Annotated in this window: 4 protein-coding genes; all 4 read right to left on the bottom strand. The window is 41.5% G+C overall.

Translation table 11 applies throughout. From position 1 onward, the window contains the following. Positions 1 to 795: 795 nt before the first annotated feature. The 4 genes from radA to H8S17_RS11990 all read right to left on the bottom strand — a co-directional run bounded on the left by radA (position 796) and on the right by H8S17_RS11990 (position 7,233). Positions 796 to 2,157: a DNA repair protein RadA gene (gene radA, locus H8S17_RS12005; protein WP_186867494.1), complete on the bottom strand. Its 1,362-nt coding sequence runs from the start codon at positions 2,155 to 2,157 to the stop codon at positions 796 to 798. A gap of 105 nt (positions 2,158 to 2,262) precedes the next feature. Next, complete coding sequence (locus H8S17_RS12000; protein ID WP_178052385.1) at positions 2,263 to 2,676, bottom strand: endosialidase; 414 nt, start codon at positions 2,674 to 2,676, stop codon at positions 2,263 to 2,265. Positions 2,677 to 2,780: 104 nt separating this feature from the next. Then, positions 2,781 to 5,231 carry an ATP-dependent Clp protease ATP-binding subunit gene (locus H8S17_RS11995; protein WP_186867493.1) on the bottom strand — a complete coding sequence of 817 codons (2,451 nt, stop codon included), beginning with the start codon at positions 5,229 to 5,231 and terminating at the stop codon, positions 2,781 to 2,783. A 31-nt stretch (positions 5,232 to 5,262) separates the two neighbouring features. After that, complete coding sequence (locus H8S17_RS11990; protein ID WP_186867492.1) at positions 5,263 to 7,233, bottom strand: cadherin-like beta sandwich domain-containing protein; 1,971 nt, start codon at positions 7,231 to 7,233, stop codon at positions 5,263 to 5,265. Positions 7,234 to 7,279: the final 46 nt, after the last annotated feature.

Genomic DNA, 7,279 nt, shown 5'->3' with positions numbered 1-7,279 from the left:
ATCAAACTCTCATGTTCATGTCTGATCTTTGGTTCAAGGAAAAACTTGGCTTTCCTTGTTCCGTTCATCACTTCTGTGATGTTTACTGTTTTAAGGTTGCAACTTGCGTTGCTGTTCTTGTTTTTCGAAAAACCAGCTCGAATCCGCTTCGCCTCTTCTCGCTGTTTGGCTTGCGCCAAATACGGTTGTCATCCCGACCTGTTCCAGACAAGTCTGTCACAGTTCAGTCTGTCACCCTGTTTTTCTTAATGATTCTCAAAATCTTTCAAGGTTATTTCACTGTTTAGTTATCAATGTTCGTTTGTTGTCGTTTCTTGCGACAGCTATAATAGAATAGCACGTTTGTCTCGCTTTGTCAACGACTTTTTTATTTTATTTTTTGCATCCGACATTGTTTTCAATGCTTTTTCATTGTTCCCTGCCATCAGCTTGACTATAATATCATCATTACGCAGGAATGTCAACTATTTTTTTCATGTTTTTTACATTTGTACTCCAAATATCGATTTACTTTACGCAGTTGCTACATGATCCTGTCACAATACTCCGCATGAAGCGGCATTCCTCCTCTTAAATCGCCAAGCTTTTGAAACATGAGTTTGAAATACTCTCCGTTCAGCCAGTGAAAAACATTTTCCAATGTCTTCAACAACATCACTTTCGTACATATAACCGCATGGTTCACAATGCGTAATTACAAAAGACGACTGTGTAATTTATAAAAGACTTTTGTGATCTCTATACCGTTGGCTACTGCATGGATACCTGCTAATAAACTTTCTATAAATCCATCTGTTACGTGACATATGTGATCGCATCTTTTACGTTCTTAACGCCGATCAGCCGGATTCCTTCTATTTCTTTCATTGCGGCTTTGGAAACTTCCGGAAGTATACAGGTAGAGAATCCCAGTTTCTTCGCCTCTAACACTCTTTGTTCTGCCATATTGACTGCACGCACTTCGCCACTGAGCCCTACTTCGCCAAAACAGATCGTCTTTTCATCGATTGGACGGTTCTTATAACTTGATACCAGTGCAAGTACGATCCCCAGGTCGATCGCAGGCTCATTCATCTTAATACCACCGGCAATATTTACATATGCATCGCAGGCTCCCATCTGTAAGCCTACTCTTTTTTCTAATACTGCCATCAGAAGGTTCACACGGTTAAAATCTGTTCCGGCCGCTGTTCTTCTTGGTATTCCAAAATTACTGTGGCAGACGAGCGCCTGTACTTCTAATAAGATTGGTCTTGTTCCTTCCATTGAACAGGCAACAACGGAACCGCTTGCCCCCTCCGGCTTGCCTCCTAACATAAATTCTGATGGGTTTTCCACCTCTTTTAAGCCGGCAGAACGCATTTCAAATACACCGATCTCATTTGTAGAACCAAAACGGTTTTTAACACCACGTAAGATCCGGTATGCTGCATGTCTGTCACCTTCAAAATAAAGTACTGTATCTACCATATGCTCTAATACACGGGGTCCTGCTACGACACCCTCTTTGGTAACATGTCCGATAATGAAAAATGCGATTCCCAGACCTTTCGCCATCTGCATCAGTGTTCCGGTCGATTCACGTACCTGTGATACACTGCCTGGTGCAGATGCCACATTTTCATTATACATGGTCTGTATGGAATCAATGACGACAATTTCAGGCATTTCCCTTTTGACTATTTCCCCGATAATATCAAGATTCGTTTCACATAGTAAAGATAGTGAATCTGTAAACTTTCCGATCCTTTCTGCACGGATCTTGATCTGCTGTAAAGATTCTTCTCCTGATACATATAAAATTTTTCTTCCATCATCTGCAAGATGCTTACAGACCTGAAGTAAAAGTGTGGATTTTCCAATTCCCGGATCACCGCCTACTAATACCATTGATCCTGACACGATCCCACCGCCTAATACACGGTCAAGTTCTCCGATCTTTGTTCTGATCCGCTCCTCTTTTGTTGTTTCAATATCTTTTAATTTTGTAACTTTTGCCTTGATCTCCTGTCGGTTGACTGATCTTGCTCCTTTTTTGGAAGAAACCACTTCTTCTACCAGTGTATTCCATTCCTTACATGCCGGACACTGTCCCATCCATTTGCTCGATTCTGCCCCACAGGACTGACAATAATAAATCACTTTTTCTTTTGCCATACAATTCCTTTGTAACCCTTTCTATCGATCATAATAAAGCGCCGCATAAAAGAAAGAATGTGCCAAGGCACATTCCCTCCTGTTTACTCTGCTATATTGCTCTGCTTATTTCTTAGTAACGGTAACAGCTACCGCATTGTTTCCATCCATTTCCACGCTGATGCTTAACTTTCCACCTAAGTTCGTCTTCATCGTACCTGCATCTGTTCCATCGATCATAATATCGTATTCTGTTCCAGCTTCTAATTCTAATGTGATCTGTGTATCTTCCGGTCCTTCTACCTGAAAAGATACTTCTTCATCAGTTGCTTTAAATTTCATTACTGCTGTTCCCGGTACAGATTCATATACGAACATACCATTTCTCTCTAACTTTGTGATCTCCTGATATGTCTTTACTTTATACAAATCCCCTGCGTGTTTAAAATTGTCCAGCTTAGCTTTCGTATCTAAACTGTAATCTCCAAAACTAATCGTTCCATCTGATTCGCTACGAATCAATTCGCTAATTACAGACATTTTCATCCTCCTGTGAATACACTTTGTGCATCTATCTTTTTATAGTCTTATTATATAGTATCTGCCTGTTTTTTTCCAGTTGTTTTCATGGTTTTTTACAGATTTTATTTTACTGTAAAATTGATTTTTTCTCCCCGTACTGTAACGTCTACGGTATCACCTTTTTTAATCTTTCCATCTAAGATTTCTTCTGCTAATGCATCTTCTATGAGATTTTGTATCTTTCTCTTTAAAGGTCTGGCTCCATACTTTGGATCATAAGCAGACTCAACAATATATGCTTTGACAGAATCTTTGATAGAAAGTGTAATATCCATCTGCGTCTTGCACCGCTCTACTAATGTCTTTGTCAAAATTGTAACGATCTTCTTCATATCGTCTTTATTCAGAGTCCTGAATACGATCGTTTCATCAATACGGTTGAGAAATTCTGGCTTGAAAATACGCTTCACTTCTTCCATAACGCCTTCTTTCATGCGTTCATAATTCTGCTGTTCGTCTTCTCCTGCTCCAAATCCTAATTTTTTCGGCGATATGATTGCCTGTGCTCCTGCATTAGAAGTCATAATGATGATCGTATTCTTAAAATCTACTTTTCTGCCATGTGCATCTGTAATATGTCCGTCATCTAGTACCTGAAGGAGAATATTAAATACGTCTGGATGGGCTTTTTCGATTTCATCAAACAAGATAACGGAATATGGATTCCTGCGGACTTTTTCGCTAAGCTGTCCGCCTTCTTCATAGCCTACATATCCCGGTGGTGAACCGATCATGCTTGATACGCTATGTTTCTCCATATATTCTGACATATCTACACGGATCATCGCCTGCTCATTACCAAACATTACTTCCGCAAGTGCTTTCGTGATCTCTGTCTTTCCGACTCCGGTAGGTCCTAAAAACAGGAACGAACCGATCGGACGGTTTGGATCTTTTAAACCGACTCTGCCTCTCCTGACTGCCTTTGCAACCGCACTGACAGCTTCTTCCTGTCCAACGACACGTTTATGCAGGGATTTTTCTAAACGGCGGAGCTTTGCAGCTTCTCCCTCTTCTAACTTCTGTACCGGTATCTTCGTCCAGCTTGAAACCACATCTGCCATTTCTTCCGCACCAACGGTCAGTGTCTTTTTATTTGCATTTTTCTGATATTTTTTCAGTAATTTCTGATACTTTTCTTCTGCTTCCTGTTTCTTTGCACTGATGCGGGATGCTTCTTCGATATCATCATCAATGAGTGCCTGCTCGATCTTTGCGTCATATTCGGCAAGTTTCTGTTCCGATTCAGTCAGATTTTTCGGTGCTGCATAACCTGCTAACCGGACTTTCGATGCTGCTTCATCCATCAGGTCGATCGCTTTATCCGGCAGAAATCTGTCATTGATATAACGGATAGAATAATCTACTGCTGCCGCAATGCCCTCATCTGTGATCACTACATGATGATGTTCTTCATAACGGCTGCGAAGTCCCATTAAGATCTCGATTGCCTGTTCTCTTGTCGGTTCTTCTATCTGCACCGGCTGGAAACGGCGTTCTAATGCCGCATCTTTTTCTATATATTTACGGTATTCTTCAATCGTCGTTGCACCGATCAGCTGTACTTCGCCTCTTGCTAAAGCCGGCTTTAATATATTAGATGCATCAATGGCACCTTCTGCCCCGCCTGCACCAATGATTGTATGGATCTCGTCAATAAACAACAGGATATTGCCTGCCTGTGTAACTTCCCAGATCACTTTTTTGATCCGTTCCTCAAACTCACCACGATACTTAGAACCTGCTACCATACCGGATAAATCTAAAGTTACAACACGTTTATCTGCGACTGTATCCGGAACCAACCCCATAACGATACGCTGTGCCAATCCCTCCACGATCGCAGTTTTTCCAACTCCGGGTTCCCCGATCAGACATGGATTATTCTTTCCACGCCTGCTCAATATCTGGATCACCCGCTGTATCTCATCATTCCGTTCAATGACAGGATCTAACTGCTTTTCTGCTGCTAACTTTGTCAGATCCCTGGAATACTGGTCTAACATCGGCGTACTTCCTGCACTTTTTTTCCTGCTTGGCTTGCCATTTGAAAAATCTTCTTTGTAGCGGTTAGAATCTTCTCCCATTGCTACCAGAGTATCTACATAAATCTTCTGCGAGTTGATACTCAATGTATTTAACAGCCGTGAAGCTGCACATTCTGTTTCTTTGATCATTGCGATCAAAAGATGTTCTGTTCCGATCTCCCTGCTTGAAAAACGCTCTGCTTCCCTGCCTGCATTTTCTATAATCTGCTGTGCTCTTGGTGTCCAGCCGTCTGTATCTGCAACTAACGTCTGTCCTGATGGTGCGATCAGATTCTCGATCAGATCTAATAACTGGTCTGCATCCACTTTATTATCCATCAGAACTCTCGCTGCCACGCCTGTGCCTTCCCGCAGCAGTCCTAACAGCAGATGTTCCGTTCCAATATAATTATGCTGCATCGTCTTAGATGCTTTTTCTGCAAGTTTTAAAGCTTTCTGCGCTTTGCTTGTAAATGATCTCTGCATATTTTCCACCTGTTTCCATTAAAATTCATAATTATAGATCATTTAAATCTATCAATTCTATATCATCATCCTCATCATCTCTATGGACATTCTGTTTTACCGGCTCTTTCTTAGGAGTTTCTTCCCTGTAAGTTCCTGCCGGTCTTTCTTTTCGTCTTCCTCTGCCTAAAACGCTTGGTTCATCTTCAAATGCATCCATGAATTCTTCATCATCATCGTCATAAAAATCATCCAGTCGATCCCTTGTCGTGCGATTCACCGGTTTCTCTGGTCTTTCTGGTCTTACCGGTTTTTCCTCTCTTTCTGCTCTTGATGATCTTACCGGTCTGGAAGTTTTTCCAGCTCTTGCTTTTCTGACTGGTCTTTCTTCCCTTACTTCTCTGCTGTAACGTTCTTTTTTCTTGTGATCTTTGCGTCTGACCGGAGTGATATCTTCTTCATCCTCATAATCATCACTTCCTAATTCCCTGATCTTTAAGAGAAGATTGATCACAATGATCACTAAAACTACCATTACAAAAATAGTAACAACAATGATTCTTCTGTCCTTTGTCTTCATAGACTTATAACGGTCACTTAAACTGTTATAATCTTCTAACAGTGTGTCGTAATTCTGACCACTCTCATCTTTGTCCGCTGCCGCTTCTTCGTTCAATCTCTGATAGGTGCCCTGTGTCGTATCATACTGATACCATCCTGCAACTCCGGTATCGTCCATCGCATAGAAAACATAAAAATCAGACTGTCCCGTTGAAACACTTTCCTGTCCATCTGCTGTTTCTGTCTTTACGATTTCTGCTGCTTCTCCACCTGCATACTGATATGCTGCAACTGTCACACCTTCACTCAATGCCAAAGTTGTCTGTTCATAACTTTCCGGTGGAACTGCTCCGTTTGGAACACTCATTAAAATGATAAAATGCTCACCAAATGTCAGACGGATATATGGATAAAATCCATCTCTGTCTGCATCATACACAAAAAATTTTCCCTCTCCGGCATCATTTACCAGATAATACATACCTAAATGTCCCTGATCAAAGATCAGACCTTTGTGCTGTATTCCCTTGTACTCTACATCTGCTCTGGAAAATCCCTCCGGGATATCGCTGTCTGCAAAGTCATCTGATATCTTGTAATTGGCACCATCGATCGTGATCGCTTCTCCTGATGCAGTTGTATCTGTCGTGGTACTCTCTGTATCTTTTGTCGTCGTCTGTGTCTGTGACGTGGCAGTATCTGTCGTCGTGCTCTGACTAGATGCACTCTTTGTCACTGTGATCGTATAAGTTGCTTCTGTACCATTCTCTGCTTTTACTAACACTTTTATCGTATTCTTACCTTCTGTAAGATTCGTATTTCCTGTAATGGATTCTACCGTTGCCTTGCTGTTCGAAGTAACCGGTGTCACTGTGATCTCATTGACATCACTTCCTACAGCAGCTGTATATGCCGTCACACTTCCTTTAAACTCCGGTGAAAGTGTTCCCTGTGAAATTTTTAAGGAAGATAAGGAATTATCTCCTGATTTTGCTGCATTTGCCGTTGTGTCTGTTTTATTTGCAGTAGTTGTTGATGCCGCCGTACCAGAAGAAGTATCTGTTGATGCAGCACTTCCAGATACGTTGATATGTGTACCTGCAGCTGTAACTGCTGCACCTTCTGCTTTTACATAGGCATCGCCTGATCCGACTGCTTTAAACTTGATATTTATCGTAGAACCACTTGCTTTGACGGTTCCACCGCCGCCAGTGGCGCTTGATGCTGAACTGCTGACATATTCTAACTTTGATGTGTCATACGTTATATTCATATCTGCTGTAACATCTGTATTGTTCGCATCTTTTGCATAAATGGTCACTGTTACGGTATCTCCGGCCTTGACAGTACCAGAAGATACTGCGATCGACAATGCTCCTGCTGCAGATACATTTAATGCTCCTAACATCAATACCACACACCCTAAACAGGCTGATAAGGTAATTTTGATCTTGTTCTTCATATTTTCCTCCATTCTGTGCATGCTCCATACATCCAAAGAAATTCTA

The organism is Roseburia zhanii, from assembly GCF_014287635.1.
In the GTDB taxonomy this organism is placed as follows: Bacteria; Bacillota; Clostridia; order Lachnospirales; family Lachnospiraceae; genus Roseburia_B; species Roseburia_B zhanii.
Note: the sequence above shows the minus strand (reverse complement) of the source record. Positions and strands in the feature narration are given on the sequence as shown.

Bases quoted from the DNA above. Each gene is read 5' to 3' on its own strand.
- radA (WP_186867494.1), bottom strand. From the start codon at position 2,157: ATGGCAAAAGAAAAAGTGATTTATTATTGTCAGTCCTGTGGGGCAGAA.
- H8S17_RS12000 (WP_178052385.1), bottom strand. From the start codon at position 2,676: ATGTCTGTAATTAGCGAATTGATTCGTAGCGAATCAGATGGAACGATT.
- H8S17_RS11990 (WP_186867492.1), bottom strand. From the start codon at position 7,233: ATGAAGAACAAGATCAAAATTACCTTATCAGCCTGTTTAGGGTGTGTG.
- H8S17_RS11995 (WP_186867493.1), bottom strand. From the start codon at position 5,231: ATGCAGAGATCATTTACAAGCAAAGCGCAGAAAGCTTTAAAACTTGCA.